The sequence below is a fragment of the Helicobacter sp. genome (assembly GCF_017502485.1).
In the GTDB taxonomy this organism is placed as follows: Bacteria; Campylobacterota; Campylobacteria; order Campylobacterales; family Helicobacteraceae; genus Helicobacter_B.
On sequence record NZ_JAFVUX010000041.1, the window covers coordinates 1 to 14,826 of the forward strand.

The 14,826-nt window shown below is 36.4% G+C and carries 17 protein-coding genes; all 17 read left to right on the plus strand.

Going from position 1 to position 14,826, the window contains the following annotated elements; translation table 11 throughout:
* The first annotated feature begins 621 nt into the window (after positions 1–621).
* Positions 622–3,147 carry a DNA-directed RNA polymerase gene (locus tag IKB69_RS08240; RefSeq protein ID WP_290948239.1) on the plus strand — a complete coding sequence of 842 codons (2,526 nt, stop codon included), beginning with the start codon at positions 622–624 and terminating at the stop codon, positions 3,145–3,147.
* A 355-nt stretch (positions 3,148–3,502) separates the two neighbouring features.
* On the plus strand, positions 3,503–4,129 hold the full coding sequence (locus IKB69_RS08245) for an ssDNA-binding protein (RefSeq protein ID WP_290948241.1): 627 nt from the start codon (positions 3,503–3,505) through the stop codon (positions 4,127–4,129).
* Positions 4,113–4,553, plus strand: coding sequence for a GxxExxY protein (locus IKB69_RS08250; protein ID WP_284935963.1), 441 nt, complete (start codon positions 4,113–4,115; stop codon positions 4,551–4,553). Before IKB69_RS08245 ends, IKB69_RS08250 begins: the two co-directional genes overlap by 17 nt.
* Positions 4,550–5,008: a hypothetical protein gene (locus tag IKB69_RS08255; RefSeq protein ID WP_290948246.1), complete on the plus strand. Its 459-nt coding sequence runs from the start codon at positions 4,550–4,552 to the stop codon at positions 5,006–5,008. Before IKB69_RS08250 ends, IKB69_RS08255 begins: the two co-directional genes overlap by 4 nt.
* A gap of 9 nt (positions 5,009–5,017) precedes the next feature.
* Positions 5,018–6,682: a DnaB-like helicase C-terminal domain-containing protein gene (locus IKB69_RS08260; protein ID WP_290948248.1), complete on the plus strand. Its 1,665-nt coding sequence runs from the start codon at positions 5,018–5,020 to the stop codon at positions 6,680–6,682.
* A 10-nt stretch (positions 6,683–6,692) separates the two neighbouring features.
* A complete protein-coding gene (locus tag IKB69_RS08265; RefSeq protein WP_290948250.1) occupies positions 6,693–6,884 on the plus strand; it encodes a hypothetical protein in 192 nt (63 codons plus the stop codon).
* The gene (locus IKB69_RS08270; RefSeq protein ID WP_290948252.1) at positions 6,871–7,215 is read left to right on the plus strand and encodes a hypothetical protein; all 345 of its coding nucleotides are present in this window, start codon (positions 6,871–6,873) and stop codon (positions 7,213–7,215) included. Before IKB69_RS08265 ends, IKB69_RS08270 begins: the two co-directional genes overlap by 14 nt.
* Positions 7,202–9,151 (plus strand): DNA polymerase, encoded by a 1,950-nt coding sequence (locus IKB69_RS08275; RefSeq protein WP_290948254.1) that lies wholly within the window; start codon positions 7,202–7,204, stop codon positions 9,149–9,151. The genes IKB69_RS08270 and IKB69_RS08275 overlap by 14 nt, the downstream gene beginning before the upstream one ends.
* Positions 9,152–9,163: 12 nt before the next feature.
* A complete protein-coding gene (locus IKB69_RS08280; protein WP_290948256.1) occupies positions 9,164–9,442 on the plus strand; it encodes a DUF3310 domain-containing protein in 279 nt (92 codons plus the stop codon).
* Entirely contained in the window at positions 9,439–9,918 is a 480-nt protein-coding gene (locus IKB69_RS08285; protein WP_290948258.1) for a hypothetical protein, read from the plus strand. The genes IKB69_RS08280 and IKB69_RS08285 overlap by 4 nt, the downstream gene beginning before the upstream one ends.
* Complete coding sequence (locus IKB69_RS08290) at positions 9,902–10,837, plus strand: hypothetical protein (RefSeq protein WP_290948260.1); 936 nt, start codon at positions 9,902–9,904, stop codon at positions 10,835–10,837. Before IKB69_RS08285 ends, IKB69_RS08290 begins: the two co-directional genes overlap by 17 nt.
* On the plus strand, positions 10,834–11,025 hold the full coding sequence (locus IKB69_RS08295; protein ID WP_290948262.1) for a hypothetical protein: 192 nt from the start codon (positions 10,834–10,836) through the stop codon (positions 11,023–11,025). The genes IKB69_RS08290 and IKB69_RS08295 overlap by 4 nt, the downstream gene beginning before the upstream one ends.
* Before the next feature lies 1 nt (position 11,026).
* Positions 11,027–11,221, plus strand: coding sequence for a hypothetical protein (locus IKB69_RS08300; RefSeq protein ID WP_284935954.1), 195 nt, complete (start codon positions 11,027–11,029; stop codon positions 11,219–11,221).
* Positions 11,218–12,813, plus strand: coding sequence for a portal protein (locus tag IKB69_RS08305; RefSeq protein WP_290948265.1), 1,596 nt, complete (start codon positions 11,218–11,220; stop codon positions 12,811–12,813). The genes IKB69_RS08300 and IKB69_RS08305 overlap by 4 nt, the downstream gene beginning before the upstream one ends.
* A 20-nt stretch (positions 12,814–12,833) precedes the next feature.
* Positions 12,834–13,058 (plus strand): hypothetical protein, encoded by a 225-nt coding sequence (locus IKB69_RS08310; RefSeq protein ID WP_290948268.1) that lies wholly within the window; start codon positions 12,834–12,836, stop codon positions 13,056–13,058.
* Between the two features lie 8 nt (positions 13,059–13,066).
* The gene (locus tag IKB69_RS08315; RefSeq protein WP_290948270.1) at positions 13,067–13,738 is read left to right on the plus strand and encodes a hypothetical protein; all 672 of its coding nucleotides are present in this window, start codon (positions 13,067–13,069) and stop codon (positions 13,736–13,738) included.
* A gap of 18 nt (positions 13,739–13,756) precedes the next feature.
* Positions 13,757–14,812, plus strand: a complete 1,056-nt coding sequence (locus IKB69_RS08320; protein WP_290948272.1) for a hypothetical protein — start codon at positions 13,757–13,759, stop codon at positions 14,810–14,812.
* Positions 14,813–14,826: the final 14 nt, after the last annotated feature.

The window sequence follows — 14,826 nt, forward strand, 5'->3', positions numbered from 1 at the left end:
ACACACTAATATTGCCACGACTCAAAGGTATATAACTAAAGATATGAAAATGTCGCTGGGTGTTATTGAAAATATGCTTAAATCTGTAAAATGAAAATTAAGGATTATATAAGAATTAATTTAGATGGCTAAGAATTTGATTTTATGATTATTGGTTGCGAGAGAGGGACTTGAACCCCCGACCCTCGGGTTATGAGCCCGTTTTCTAACAACCTTCTAAGCACGATACTACCATACTTCTAATGGTTTTTCTAAAGGGTGTTAAAGGTACCACTGACACCCTTAAATCTTAATTTTTTGGTAATGTTTTTATTCTTTTTTAGTGTGCTTAATCCTTTATAGTTTAAAGTTAAGAATACTAGATAAAGATTTAATTTTCTTTGGTGCTGTTTTTCTTATTTTTAGTATGCTTAATTTTTTTATATTTCAAAGTTAAAAATACTAGATGAAAACTTAAATAGGGTAAAAGTCCCTTTACTATGCCCCTTATGGGGGAGGAAAAACAGGAGATAAACAAAGGATATATCTAAGGATATACCTAAGTATATACCTAAGCATATGTAAAGGATATACCTAAGGCATCTTTAGAAGTCCTTTAGATTTTCTTAGGAGATATTAGAGATGACTATAGGTTTATTAGAAGATAAAATATTTAGTAATAGATTAAATAGTAGTGATAATACATATACAAGACAACTAGAGTTAGAACTAGAAAGTGTTAATATGGGTATAGCTAAGGCTAGAGAAGAGCTTATAAAGGCTAAGCAAAGTGGTTCATACTCTACTTCTAAAGCTGGTTCAGTATTAGTATATCAATTAATGCAACCCTTAGCTAAAGCCTTAGTTGATTTTATACAAAACAATATCAACTCAGCATCGGCTAAAGATAGAGAGTTAATACAGCTACTACAAGATGTAAAGATAGATAAAGCTAGTTTTATAATACTAAGAAATATATTAAATGCTGTAGCTAGTAAAGAGAGTGTAAGGCTAACTCTACTAAGCGACCTTATCACTAAGCATTTATTAGATGAGCTAAACATAGAACGCTTTAAGCAAAGCGAAGGTAATGCTAGGCTAGTTATGGATACCATAGCAAAAGATGCTAAACGAGCTAAGAGTAAAGAGAAAACTAAAAACTCTCTTACAAACCTGATGGCTGACAAGGGTATAACCAAAGAGATACTAGACAAAGAACAACGCATATCCTTTGGCTATAAGATGATACTAATATTTAACGAAGCTACAGGATTACTAAAGGTAACTCAAAAGAAAATAGGCAAACACTCAGCATATGTAGTTAAGCCTACGCTAGAACTAGCTGGTTATATAGAGAGTGTTGAAGGGCAGTGTGAGCTATTAAACCCAGCTATATTCCCTATGATAGCACCACCTAAAGACCACGCAGTAGGTATATATGGTGGTTTTTATAGTGGTATTGAAAGTCTTAGAGTACCTCTTGTAAAAGATATAAACAACAGACACAAGACATATCTAAAAGATATTAATATGCCTTTAGTATATAAAGCTGTCAATACAATACAGCAGACTAAGTGGGGTATTAATACTAATGTACTTGCTGTGTTAAAGCATTACATAGAGCTAGGGATAAACATAGATGAACTAGATATACCTAGTTTAGATGAGATACCTTTCCCACCTAGCCCTTATAGTAAGGATATGACTAAAGAAGAGTTTGCTCAGTTTAAAGAAGAGAACCTAGAGCTAGTAAGAAAGTATCAAGCTGTATGTAGTGAGATAACTCTAAAGAATACTGCTAATCGCTCAAAGAGAATACTCTATAAAACCCTAATAAGCACAGCTAGTAAGTTCAAAGATGAAGCAGCTCTATACTTTTGCTATGACTTAGACTGGAGAGGTAGAGTATATAGCGTTCAAAGTGGTCATTGCCCTAACCCACAAGGTATGGGGGTAAGCAAAGCACTGCTTAAGTTTGCTGAAGGTAAAGCCATAGGCTCTAAGGGTGGTAAATGGTTAAGCCTACACGGAGCTAATGCCTTTGGAGATGATAAGCTAAGTTTAGATGATAGGTTTAAATGGGCTTATGAAAGAGAGCAGGACATTATAGCAGTAGCTCAAGACCCATATGCTAATAAGTGGTGGTGGGATAGCGATGACCCTTGGAAGTTCTTAGCTTTTTGTTATGAGTGGTATGGGTTTTATCAAAGTGGTTATAGCCCTGACTTTAAAAGCCATATACCTATAGCATTAGATGGTACTTGTAGTGGTATCCAACACTTCTCAGCACTGCTCTTAGATGAGCGTGGGGCTATAGCAACTAATGTTATAAACAGCGATGAGAATAAACCAAAAGATATCTATAACGAAGTTGCTATGGTTGTAGCTCAAAGAGTTCATAATGATGCCTTAGCTGGTATTAGTGAAGCTAAGGTATGTGATGGGAAGATAGATAGAAGCGTATGTAAAAGAAATACTATGACAACACCTTATGGGGTTACTAGCCGTGGTATGATAGACCAACTACACTCAGAGCTAGACCCACAAATATTTAGAAGTGATGATGCAGGGTTCTTTAAGGTATGCTCTTATCTAGCTAAGTGTAACTATGAAGCCATAGGTGAGGTTGTGGTAGCTTCTAGGTTAGCTATGGACTGGCTAAAAGATGTAGCTAGGGTAATGCAAAGAGCTGATAAGATATTTCAATGGACTACGCCTAGTGGCTTTGTAGTAAAGCAGATATACAAAAAGCCAAAGACAAAAAGAGTTAGCACATTTTGGGGTGGTTCTAGATTAAGGCTAGATATACAAGAAGACACAAGCCTAATCAACCACAGGAAAGTAATACAAGGACAAGCACCTAACTATATACACTCAATGGACGCTGCTCACTTAATACTTAGTGTAAATAAAGCAGTACAAAAAGGTATAGATAGCTTTGCATTAATCCACGATAGCTTTGGGATATATGCTGCAGATACTGAAGATATGCTAGAAGCTCTAAAGGAAGCCTTTGTAGAAATGTATAGCTGTGATAATCTATCTAAGTTTAGAGATGAAATAGCAGCTCAGATGCCAGCTGATTTAGTGGAGCTTATACCACCTCTACCTAGTAAGGGTAGCTTAGATATAAATAAAGTTAAGGAGGCTAAGTACATATTCTCATAGGGTAAAAGTCCCTTTTCTATGCCCCTTCTCGGAGAAAAAACAGAAGGAGGCAACAAACATAAAACCAAATGCATACATAGTTCAGTTTTATAACTGTATCAAGGCAAACAAAAGACCTAGCCAAGAACTTCATTGGGAGATAGTAGCTTTAGGCATTAACCCTGAGCAACTAACCTTGGCTATCTTAGAAGGTGTAGCTTTAAAAGAGCTATTAATCAAAAGTAAAGATGCTCTAGATAGACCAAGAGTATCAATTAAAAAACAAGCTTTAAAGAGGATGCACTATATGGGACAGCTTGAGCGTAATAAGCACCCTATCCTCACACAACTAATCAATTCAATATAAGGACATAAAATGGCACAAAAAAATAAACCAGCAAAACTAAACACACCAATAGGGATAGCAAAGTTCCCTAAAATAAACGAAGCTGATACTAGATTTGATGATATGGGTGTGTATTCAACTCAGTTGTTACTACCAAAGAACGACCCAAAGACTGATGAGTTAATACAAAGATTAAAAGATATCTATGAAGAGTTTAGAAAAGACCTACCAGCACCTAAGAATAAGAAAGAGCCTGAGAGCTATGGTTGGGTAGAAGACCTAGACAAAGATGGTAACGAGACAGACTATATAGCGTTTAAGTTTAAAGCTAAGGCTAAATATGTAGATGAGAAAGGTAATGTAAAAGAGCTACCAGCACCTAAAGTATTTGACGCTAAGCTAAAGCCAATACCAGCAGATATTCAGATATGGGGTGGTAGTGCTATCAAGGTTAATTTCTCACCTATCCCATACTTTCAAGGTAAGAATTGTGGTGTTACATTAAGACTTAATGCAGTCCAAGTGATAGAGCTAAATACAAATAATGGTGATAGTGCAGAAAGCTATGGCTTTACTGAGACTGATGGTTATAGTGGTGGCAATAGTGATGATGCTGAGGACTTTGATATGAGCGAGGACGATGCAATTGACTTCTAAAAACAACAAAGGAGAAAGGCTTCGAAGTGGATTTGAAGCTAGACTTACAAATGAACTTCATCGGCGTGGGGTTCCTTATGAGTATGAGGCTCTAAGGATACCCTACACCCCCAAAAGTGTGAAGCATTATGTCCCTGACTTAATATTAGAAAATGGGATTATCATAGAGATTAAGGGTAGATTTACCTCAGCAGATAGGCAAAAACATAAATACATAAAGAACTGCTATCCTGATTTAGATATACGCTTTATATTCCAAAGAAGCACTCAAAAACTTTCTAAGATATCAAAGACTACTTATGCTACTTGGTGTAATACCAATGGCTTTAAATACAACGATGGCTATATCCCTTTAAGCTGGGTAAGTGAGCCAGTCAATGAAGTTAATTTAAAATACATAGAACAATGGAGAAGACAAAAATGAGATACAAAGACAAAAAAGAATTATTATTAACATACCTTAAAAGAGGTTATACAATAAATAACATAGTTGCTCTAAGAGAGCTAGCAATCAATTCAGCACAACTTTATTTTTTAATCTACTCTTTAAGAAAAGAGGGCTGGGGTATTCGTTCAGCATTTAAAAAGTCAAAGTATGCCCCAGTAAGTTACAAAGAGTATGAGCTAGACCCTAACTGGAGATTAGCATCTGAAACAGAAAAAAGAGAAAAGTTAGCAAAAAGTAAAAAACAAAGCAAAACACCTAAAGTACTAAGAGCAGAAGACCTAAGAATAGGTATGGCTATTATTGATTTAGGTACTAAACAAAATGCTAAAGGAAAGATAGTAGCTATCTATGCTGATGGTTATGTAACCTATGAAGATAGCCAAACTTCGGCGTATGTAGATACACTGATATCAAAAATCAAAAGAGTATAAAGGACAGATATGCAAAAAGAAGAAGGGCGATTTTTATATCACACTGCTTGTGATGAGTGTGGGAGCTCTGATGCCTTTGCTGTCTATGACAATGGTAGTGGTTATTGCTTTTCGTGTAACCACTACACGACTAATGTAGATGAAGGTGCAAAAGAACAACCAAGCAAGAAAGTGCAAAGAGATGATAAGTTTGTTACAGGCTCATACCAAGCTTTAAATGTTAGAAAAATAGACAGAAACACTTGTCAAAAGTGGGGCTATGAGTGTGGGAAACATAAAGGCAACCCTTGTCAGATTGCCAACTATTATGATGCAATGGGTAACTTAAAAGCTCAAAAGCTAAGATACCCTGATAAGAGCTTTACTTTTATAGGCTCAAACAAGCTACTATATGGAGAGTGGCTATGGAGTGCAGAAGCTAATGGAAAACAGCTGATAATAGTTGAAGGGGAGATTGATGCTCTTAGTGTAAGTCAGGTATATAACCATAAAAGAGCTGTAGTATCAATCCCAACTGGTGCTCAAGGAGCTAAGAAAGCCCTAGCTAATAGGCTAGATTGGTTACTACAATTTGAAAGCATAATCCTAGCATTTGACAATGATGAAGTAGGCAGGAAGGCTATGCAAGATTGTGCTACTTTATTTAAGGCTGGAGTAGTCAAGATATGTTCTTGGAGCAAAGGTAAAGATGCCAATGAGATGCTAAAGATAGATGGTGGTGAAGTAGCTATACACAACGATATAAAAGCAGCTAAGGTTTGGCGACCTGATGGTATTATCAATGGTAGCGAACTAAGCCTAGATGAGCTTACTAAGCCTATTAAAAATGGTATCGCATATCCCTATAAAGAGTTACAAGAAAAGACCTATGGCTCTAGGGGTGGAGAGCTAATTATATGGACTGCTGGTAGTGGTATTGGTAAATCAACAATACTAAGAGAACTAGCATATCATTTTATAACTACAGACAGCAACGCTAAGGTAGGTATGCTCTTCTTAGAAGAGAACTCTACAAAGACAGCACAAGCCTTTATAGCCTTAGATAACAATGTCCCTTTATCAAGACTAAGACAAGACCCACAATGTATATCTAAAGAAGCTTGGGAAGCTAGTAAAACTAAGCTATTTGATAGTGGAAGAGTTGTCTTTTATAAACACTTTGGCTCTTTAGATAGCTCAGTCTTATTAGACAACATAAGATATATGGTCGTAGGCTTAGGTGTTACTCATATATTCTTAGACCATATCTCTATTGCAATCAGTGGTAATGATAGTGATAATGAGAGAAAAGATATTGATGTCTTAATGACTGAGATGAGAAGCCTAGTAGAAGAGACTGGCTGCCATATAGATGCAGTAGTGCATTTAAAGAGAACTAATAAAGGCAGCTTTAATGAAGGAACTCAGGTTAGCCTAAGCGACCTAAGAGGTTCAGGAGGCTTAGAACAACTAAGTGATGCTGTAATAGCATTAGAGAGAAACCAACAAGCTGCTGATGATAGAAAGAATATCAGCACTATAAGGATTTTAAAAAATAGAGAGATAGGTTTAGTAGGTATTGCTGGTTCATTAATGTATGAACAAAGTACTGGAAGGCTAGTAGAGATACCTATGGATAACCAAGAAGAGCTAACACCAATAGTGGGTGATAGCGATGAAGAGATACCATTTTAAAGGAGAGGTTATGGATGTAAAAAGAGTAGTAATAACACAGCGTAATGAAATTGGAGATTACATATATGAATATTATACTGATTATGCAGATTTAGCTTATGCACTAGATGATTATGAAGCTAGGGATTTAATAGAAAATCTTTATAGATATAAGCCCTATTTATTTAAAGAGATTGTAAGGGATTGTAGTGAGAAAGATTAATTACCTAGAACTAAAGATAACTAACAATGTTAGTGGAGAAGTGCAAAACTTAGGTATCTTTAAGACAGCCTATGACTTATATGATTTTATACTAAATGAGATTGTAAAGGTATATAGAAAAGAAGATAGCCTAATAGTTGCTAAGGATATCCCACAGGAGGTTATAGACAATGTTTATAACTTAAGATTTATTAGAGTAAAAGATATTATCAATACTCTATTTAGCAATGAAGAGTTAGGTTTAGTAGCTAAGGTATCTGAAGTAGATACCTATAAACCTTTAAACAATATGCTAGAAATATATGAGGAGATACAAAGTGTTCATCTTTGATATAGAAACAGATGGGCTATTAGATACACTTACAAAGATACATACCATATCAATTTATGATACAACAAATAATACGCTAAAGAGTTATGACAAACAAGAGTGCAAGGAAGCAATAGAGCTACTAGATGGCTCTGATATATGTGGTCATAATATCATATCCTTTGATATCCCAGCAATACAAAAGCTATATCCTAATTTTAAACCAAAGAGTGTAACAGACACTCTAGTTCAACTTAGGTTAGCTTATGCTGATGTCAAGGATATGGACTTAGTTCAAAAAAAGATACCTACAAAGCTCTATGGGTCTCACTCTCTAAAGGCTTGGGGTTATCGTTTAGGAGTTCTAAAGGGGGACTTTGGAGAGACTTCGGACTGGTCTGAGTGGTCTAAAGAGATGAGCGAGTATTGCAGACAAGATGTAGTAGTAACTAAAGAGATAGTAGAGCATCTAAAGACTAAGGAGGCTTATCTAGACTGCTATGCCTCTGAGCTAGAACATAAGGTTCAAGAGATTATAGCTAGGCAGATTAGGCAGGGATTTAAGTTCAACTATGATAAGGCTGAAGAGCTATACTTTGAACTATTAAAAAGAAGAGCAGAACTTCTAAGGCAGTTTAAAGATATATTTAAGCCTTACTTAGAGGCTGATGGAGATGTATTTATACCTAAGGTTAATAATAAATCTAAAGGCTATGAAAAGGGGGTTGCACTACAAAAGCTAAAGCTAGTAGAGTTCAAGCCTAGTAGCAGACAGCATATAGCCTATCAATTTAAAAAGCTATATGGCTGGGAGCCTAGTGTATTTACTGATAGTAGAGAACCAAAGATAGATACGGAGGTTTTAGATAGTCTAGATTATAGTGAAGCTAAGCTATTAAATGAGTATTTTTTGATAGAAAAAAGATTAGCCCAGTTAGCTACAGGCTCTCAAGCGTGGATGAGCCAAGTAGGTAATGATGGAAAGATACACGGCTATGTTAATACTTGTGGGGCAGTAACTGGGCGTATGACACACTCAAACCCAAATGTAGCCCAAGTACCTAGCGTTAGTATAGGTAAAGATGGAGAGTATCTATATGGCTCAGATGGTGGATACTCAACAGAGTGTAGGGAGCTATTTGAAGTACCTAAGGGATATAAGCTAGTTGGCTGTGATGCTAGTGGGCTAGAGCTAAGAACACTATCACACTACTTAGCCTACTATGATGATGGAGCCTACGCTAATGAAGTGCTAAATGGTGATATACATACAGCTAATCAAAAAGCAGCTAACCTACCTACTAGAGCAGCAGCTAAGACATTTATATATAGCTACTTATATGGTGGTGGAGACCTACGCATTGGTATTAGTATAGCACCTGATGAGTGCTTAAGCTATGTAGGGTCTAAGAAATACAAAGAGATACGCACAAAGCTTTTAAAAGATAGCTTTGAGTTAAATGGTAAAAGGTATGTAAAGGTAACTAAAGGTCAATGGAACGAGCTGACAGAACTCCTAGTTTGCCAAGCTTGTTATGGGGCTGATATTAAAGAGAAGTTTCTTAATAATATGCCAGCTCTTTCACAACTAAGAGAAGCTGTGGCAAAAAGAGTTAAGGTTGCAGGGGTGCTAAAGGGCTTAGATGGTAGGATACTTAAGGTTCGCTCAGCACACGCTGCATTAAATGTACTGCTACAAAGTGCTGGAGCAGTAGTAATGAAACAGTATCTAGTAATGCTAGATGAGAAATTACAAAAGGAGTTTAAAGTTGGTATTGATTATGAGTTTGTTGCAAATATCCACGATGAAGTTCAAATACAAGTCAAGGAAGAATATGCACAAAAGGTTGCTCATATTTGCGTTGAAACATTTAAAGATGTAACTGACTTTTTTAAGTTTAGAATACGATTAGATGGTGAAGCAAAGATAGGCAACAACTGGAAAGAAACACACTAAGAAAGGATTTATATGGGAAGTGCTGAATATGCTTACTCAGATTTAAGTGATTTGAGTATTAATGGGAAATACGCTAAGAAAACAACAGAGCAAGTTGGTGGGTCACACTACAAAAATAAAAAGATAGAACCTATAGACTACATAGTATCAAATGACCTAAACTTTTGTGAAGGTAATGTTATTAAATATATCACTAGATACAAAGAAAAAGGTGGTATTGAAGATTTGAAAAAGGCTAAGCAGTATATAGATTTTATCATAGCTAATTTAGAATTAAAGGGAAATAGATGATTAAAGATAGTATGCAATTAAGGATTATAGAGTTTGCTAATAAGTATTATGAAGTTATGGATACTAAGTTTAATAGTAACGCAGTCGCATCAGTGCTAAGTGGTATTAGCTCTGATTTTATGGATAGTCTTTCAAAAGAAGATGAAGCAGGTATGCTCTTACATTATAGCTACTTTGTGGTTATGCTTAGATGCTTTCAAGCCAACCTACTATCTAACCACTTTATAGCTGATGGGGCTGAATATAAAAAGGCTTTAGATATTATAAATGGAGCCACAAACCAAGGCTTTTTAATACTAGAGATACTATCTAAAGCAGTCCTTATAGACCAAAAGGATTTAGAAGCTGCTATTGAGGTTTGCTTAGCAACTTTAGATGAAGCTAGAGGGGATTTAAAATCTCACAATAGAGTTCTCAAAAAGAGAATAAAAAGCCTTTTAGAATATAAAGGAGTTATTATTGATAAGGTTAAATAAAAAACCATCTATAAAAAAGAGAAATAGACACATCATCATAGATGCTGATAGCTTGATTTATAAAGCAGCTGTTTTAAATGAAGAGACATACTCTTTTGATGATGATGGTGCAAACTCTGTGCTACACACAGATTTAGAAAGTGCTAAGGCTTGTCTAAAAGAAGACCTAGAAAATATAATCAAAGATACCAAGGCTAGGAGCTATAAAGCCTATATATCAGGTAAGGAGAACTTCAGATATAAGATATTACCTAGTTATAAATCCAATAGAAAAGATATCAAAAAACCTGAGCTACTAGAGGCTCTAAGGGAGTATGCTGTAAATGAGCTGGGCTTTGTAATAGTTGGTGGTATGGAAGCTGATGATGCTTGCTGTATCGATATGACTAAAGAAAAAAGAAGTATCCTTTGCCATATTGATAAGGATTTAAATCAGATTGAAGGGCTACATTATAACTGGAACAAGCAAGAGTTCTATGAAATAGACCCACAATCAGGTCTAAAGTTTTTCTTTATGCAGGTATTAACAGGCGACCCAAGTGATGGTTATAAGGGTTGCCCAAGTGTTGGTAAGGTTAAAGCAAAAGAGGCTGTAGAGTTATGCTTATACCCTTACCCATCTTTTGGTAAGAGTAAAGTAACTTGGTTTAACACCACCCTTAAAAGTAGTGGAGATTTAAAAAAAGACCTATGGGAGGTAGTTGTAAAACACTATCAAAAAGCTTTAGCAACTCAGAAAAATATAGAGACATTAAAGGAGTATGAAGAGCTAAAAGAAGAAGCAGAGAAAGAAGCTCTAACTCAAGCAAGAGTTGCATATATGTTAAGAGATGGTGATATAGAAAGTAACGGAAATATCATAGGCTTCAAAGCCCCTATTTATGGGGGGTGTCCCATATGGGAGGAGGGAAAAAGGTGAAAGTATCACTAGATAATGAAAGACTAATTAAAGAATTAGACTTAGCTATACCTAAATTAGACTTTAGTTCTATTAGTTCTAAAGACTTTAAATTAAATAAAAAAGAACTATATTTTAGACTAGGTCAAAGAGCTGTAGTAGATATGCTATTAGAAGCATTAAATAATAACAAGAAAGGAGAATACTGATATGTGTGGAGGAGGAGGAGGCGGTGGTCAAAAAGTTGTAACACCACCACCAGCAGCACCAGCAGAAACAGCTGAACTAAAAGTCAAAGATGAAGAGAGCCAAAACAACAAAAAGAAAAGAAGAGGGACATCTAGACTAACAGTTCCTGTAGAAAAAACTACTGCACCAACTGCAGGGTTAGCAGTGCCTAAATGACACAGGAGAAAACATCTCTAGCTCAAAGATATAAGAGACTAGAAACAAAGAGAAATCAGGTATTAGAAAGAGCTAGGGAGTGTGCTAAATTAACTATCCCTAGCATACAGCCACCAGATAGCTTTGATGAACAAACAGCTTTATATAAGCCATATCAAAGCCAAGGTGCAAGGGGTGTCAATAACTTAGCATCAAAGCTAATGATGACACTATTACCACCTAATGCTCCGTTCTTTAGATTTACCCTAGACCCTGCTATGATAGCTGAAGCTGGTGGAGATACTACTGAAGTAGAGAACACATTAGCAGAGATGGAAAATATTCTTCAGCAAAGCATAGAGACTAGTGGAGAGAGGTTACAGATTTATCAGATGCTTAGGTTATTAATTACTACAGGTAATGCTTTATTATACTTCCCTTACTCTGATGGTGATATAACTCTAAAGGTTTATAGACTAGACCAGTATGTAGTCCTAAGAGACCCTTTAGGTAATCTCTTAGAACTTATCATAAAAGAGCAGATAGCCCCTATGGCTATTAGTGATGAAGCTATAAGGTCTAAAGTATTATCTCAAAAAGATGAGAATAAAACCTATGTAGATTTATACACTAGAGCTGTTTTAGATGATAAAGCAGGTAAGTGGTTAGTTACCCAAGAGATAAATGGACTAGAGATTAGTGAGAGTTCAGGTGAGTTTGAATTAGGTGAGTTACCTTATCTAGCCCTTAGATGGTCTGCACTACCTAATGAGGATTATGGTAGAAGTTATGTAGATGAAGTTATAGGCGACCTACGGAGTTTAGAAGGGTTATCTCAAGCTAGACAAGAAGCATCAGCAGCAGCTGCTAAGGTGCTAATCTTTTGCGACCCTAATGGGACTACTAGCCCTAATGATATAGCTAAAGCAGACAACTTAGAAGTTATCTCAGGTCGTGCTACTGAAGTTACTGCCTTTCAGTTAAACAAGAGTATGGATTTAGGTGCAGTAAGAGAGAGTATAAATGACTTAAAGCAAGACTTGGCTTATCACTTCTTACTTAACTCTAGTATCCAAAGACAAGCTGAGAGAGTAACAGCAGAAGAGATAAGAACTATGGCTTCAGAGTTAGAAGCTAGTCTAGGTGGTACCTACACAGTATTATCGCAAGAGTTTCAATTACCTTACATTAGGCTAAAGATACAAAGATTAAGAGATGCTGGGATATTCCCTGAAGGTTCTGAAGCTATAGAACCAGTAGTTACCACAGGTCTAGATGGATTGGGTCGTGGGGCTGAACTAGATAAGCTAATGGGCTTTATCCAAGGAGCTATGGGACTAGGTGGTCAAGCAGCTTCTATGCTTAACTATGGTTACATACTATCTCAGATGGCAGTTAGTAGTGGTCTTAAACCTGATGAGTTACTAATAAGCCCTGAAGTTATGGAGCAAAATAGACAACAAGCTCAGATGGAACAACTAGGTCAAAGCATAGCACCACAGGTAGCTAAGGGGGCTATGGACGGATTAAACAATATGCCACCTGAAGCTATGCAGGGTATGGCTCAAGCTATGGGTAACATACCACCTGAAGCTATGCAAGGTATGATGTAGAAAATATAAAAGGAGAAATAATGGCAACAAAAGCAAAACAAGAAGAGATAGATGGAGTAGTTAGTGATGCTCCTGAAGTAGAGGAAACATCACCAAAAGAGATACCACCAAAGGATATAGCACCAAAGGTTGATAGTATGGTTGCTGAAGCTAAAGGAGTTAGCACAGAAGCTCTTTTTAAAATTAGTAACGATAGTGGCAAAGGCACCATAAAAAAGAAAACTATGACAGTAATTAGAAACTAGGAGTTTAAATGGATGAGAACAACAATCAGAATATTAATCCTGAAAGTGTGCCTAGCGATAGTTCGCAAAGAGTGGCAGAGACTAGCTCACCAGGAGGGTCGCCTAACATCAACGCAACTGAGACTGTACCTAGCACAGCTAAGGACATTGCAGAACCTGCTGATTTTAACTATTCAGAATATGAAACAGAGTTCTTAACTACTGGGGATATCAGCCCACAAAGTAGAGAGAAGCTATATAAGCAGTTCCCTAAGAACCTTGTAGATAACTACATAGAGAATATGAAGGGAGCTACAGAGTATAAAACATCTCAAGCAGAGAATAAGATATACAACGCTGTAGGTGGTCAAGATGAGTATAAAGAGCTAATAGAGTGGGTTGGTAAAAACCTAAGTGATGATGAGATTGACCGTTATAACTCTATTGTTACAGGTTCTGATATTAACCTAGCAGTAGAGTATGTGCGTGGTATTGCAGCTAGAAAGGCTTTATCAAATAAAAAACCTAATATCATAATGGGTTCTAAAAGTGATAAGTCTAGTGGTGCTGATGTGTTCTATTCTAGGGTTGATTATGCTAGAGCTATCCAAGATGAGAGATATGCTAAAAGCCCTGAGTATAGAGCTGAATTACAAGCTAAATTAGAAAGAACTTTAAAGTTTGGTGGCTTTAGAGAATAATAAAATTAAAGGAAAGATATGGATAGAGTAACAGACATTTTAAATACAGGCTCACGAACAGGTGGGTTTGAAGATTTAGAGGCTAATGATAGAGCCTTATTAGTTGAACAAGTAAGTGGAGAGATACTTGCAAGTTTTGAAAAAAGCACCGTAATGGAAGGTAAATACCAAAGAAAAAACACAAATGGGGCTAAGTCTATTCGTTTTGAACACATTGGTGGGATAGGAGCGTACTACCATAACGCTGGAGAACATATCCAAAGCTCAACTATCGCTCACGATAAAAGCGAACTAACGCTAGATAGACCATTAGTAACTTCATTTTTCACAGATGATTTTCAAGAGACTATGGTTCATTATAATGCTAGAGGCGAATACACACGCAAAATGGGTGAAGTGTTAGCTCAAAAATATGATAGAAATATCCAAATGAAGCTTATCACAGCAGCTAGATTAAGAAATGTTCTAGATGAAGGTGATGGTGGCTCAGTGATAATTGAGGCAGATTTAGCTAATGGTGATTTAGAAGTAAGAGTTAAAGCCTTTGCTAGGTCTCTTATAGAAGCTAGAAAAGAGCTAATTAAGAAAAATGTAACAGGACAGATATTTTGTATAACAGACCCTGATACATATTTTGAAATCATTGAACACAGAGAGCTACTAAAAGATACCTTTGGTGGTCAAGTGGGTAACTACGCTGAAGGTGAGGTATTTAAAATTGGTGGAGTACCTCTAACATACCATAACTACCTACCACAAGTAGATGCTACTGATACAAATAACACAGAGTACTATGACAAATTCCACGGAATTAACTGTACTGGTACTAAGGCTATCGTAGCTACTGCTGAGGCTGTTGGTGTTCTTCGTGGTGGTGATATAACTACTAAGATTTGGGACGATGCAGGGCGTATGGGTTCTTGGACTAGAGCTAGTATCGCTTGTGGTATGGGCGTTCTAAGACCTGAGTGTGCTGTTGAAATTCGTTCAGCAGGCTTACCAGCAGGCTGGGCTAAAATCATCAAAGATAATGGTCGCATAGGTTCAGGTAGATTACCTCTGAACTATGTTTAATTAACTAGGGGGCT

Bases quoted from the DNA above. Each gene is read 5' to 3' on its own strand.
- IKB69_RS08240 (WP_290948239.1), top strand. From the start codon at position 622: ATGACTATAGGTTTATTAGAAGATAAAATATTTAGTAATAGATTAAAT.
- IKB69_RS08245 (WP_290948241.1), top strand. From the start codon at position 3,503: ATGGCACAAAAAAATAAACCAGCAAAACTAAACACACCAATAGGGATA.
- IKB69_RS08250 (WP_284935963.1), top strand. From the start codon at position 4,113: ATGCAATTGACTTCTAAAAACAACAAAGGAGAAAGGCTTCGAAGTGGA.
- IKB69_RS08255 (WP_290948246.1), top strand. From the start codon at position 4,550: ATGAGATACAAAGACAAAAAAGAATTATTATTAACATACCTTAAAAGA.
- IKB69_RS08260 (WP_290948248.1), top strand. From the start codon at position 5,018: ATGCAAAAAGAAGAAGGGCGATTTTTATATCACACTGCTTGTGATGAG.
- IKB69_RS08265 (WP_290948250.1), top strand. From the start codon at position 6,693: ATGGATGTAAAAAGAGTAGTAATAACACAGCGTAATGAAATTGGAGAT.
- IKB69_RS08280 (WP_290948256.1), top strand. From the start codon at position 9,164: ATGGGAAGTGCTGAATATGCTTACTCAGATTTAAGTGATTTGAGTATT.
- IKB69_RS08285 (WP_290948258.1), top strand. From the start codon at position 9,439: ATGATTAAAGATAGTATGCAATTAAGGATTATAGAGTTTGCTAATAAG.
- IKB69_RS08300 (WP_284935954.1), top strand. From the start codon at position 11,027: ATGTGTGGAGGAGGAGGAGGCGGTGGTCAAAAAGTTGTAACACCACCA.
- IKB69_RS08305 (WP_290948265.1), top strand. From the start codon at position 11,218: ATGACACAGGAGAAAACATCTCTAGCTCAAAGATATAAGAGACTAGAA.
- IKB69_RS08310 (WP_290948268.1), top strand. From the start codon at position 12,834: ATGGCAACAAAAGCAAAACAAGAAGAGATAGATGGAGTAGTTAGTGAT.
- IKB69_RS08315 (WP_290948270.1), top strand. From the start codon at position 13,067: ATGGATGAGAACAACAATCAGAATATTAATCCTGAAAGTGTGCCTAGC.
- IKB69_RS08320 (WP_290948272.1), top strand. From the start codon at position 13,757: ATGGATAGAGTAACAGACATTTTAAATACAGGCTCACGAACAGGTGGG.